1 protein-coding gene is annotated in these 1,016 nt (G+C 65.6%); it reads right to left on the bottom strand.

Features of this window, described 5'->3' with window-relative positions; all coding sequences use genetic code 11:
- On the bottom strand, positions 1 to 903 hold a 903-nt coding region (locus BG842_RS10400; RefSeq protein WP_083252487.1), incomplete at its 3' end, for a DMT family transporter.
- Positions 904 to 1,016 lie beyond the last annotated feature (113 nt).

Raw genomic sequence — 1,016 nt, 5'->3', positions numbered from 1 at the left:
CGGCAGTTCGCGCGAAATCGCGCGGCGCTTCAGCAGGCAAAAGCCGGTGAAGACGATACAGAATCCGGCGACGGTCAGCGGCGTCACCGGTTCCTGCAGGAAGAACCAGCCCGTAATCGCGGCGAACACCGGCGCGACGTAGGAGACGAGGTTGATCTCGACCGCCCCGAGGCGGTCGAGCAGGTCGAAGTAGATGAGGAACCCGACGGCGCTGGCGAAGATAGAGAGGTAGGCGACGGCGGCGATGGCCTCCGGCGTCACCTCGATGGCCGAGACGGATTCGCTCGGTCGGGCGATGCTGATGCCGTGCATCATGAGCGCGCCGAGGAGCATCGACCACGCCTCCATCGTTTCGATGGGGAGTTCGGCCTCGATACGCTGGGTCAGCACGCTTCCGAGCGCGAAGGAGAACGCGGCGAGGAAGACGAGAAGTTGGGGGACGATGCTCGTCGTCAGCGACTCGCTCGACCCTGCGTTGGCGAAACTCAGGACGGCGACGCCGACGAACCCGAGGAGTAGCCCCGCGATTCCGGCGGGGGTGAGTCGCTCGCTCGGGAGGAACACCCGCGCGAAACCGGTCGTGAGGATGGGACTGAGACTGACGATGACGGCCGCCGCCGCGCTCGGCGTATCCTGTTCGCCGACGAACAGGAACGCGTGGTAGGCCGCGATCATGAGCGCGCCGCCGACGAGGACGAGTTTCCACTCGCCGCTCGTCCGCGGGCGCCACCGGTCGGTGACGTAGATGGCGTAGGCGAGCATCAGGACGCCCGCCACGTCGTAGCGAATCGCCGCGAACAACACCGGGGGGATGAACTCCAGTCCGGCCCGGATGGCCATGAACGCGGACCCCCAGAACGCGGCGAGGATGATGAACAACAGAAGGTTTCGATACCGGCTCACTCTACGAGGTCTCTTCCGTGAGGGGGAGTAGCTTTCGAAAACCCCCTCGAATGCCGGGTTCGGTCGCGGATTCGCGATGCCGGTCGGACTCCCCGCGTTCGACTCCTTACTCC

The organism is Haladaptatus sp. W1 (genome assembly GCF_001723155.1).
Classification (GTDB): Archaea; Halobacteriota; Halobacteria; order Halobacteriales; family Haladaptataceae; genus Haladaptatus; species Haladaptatus paucihalophilus.
The sequence above is the reverse complement of the archived record's forward strand: the minus strand, read 5'-3'. Positions and strand labels throughout refer to the sequence as shown.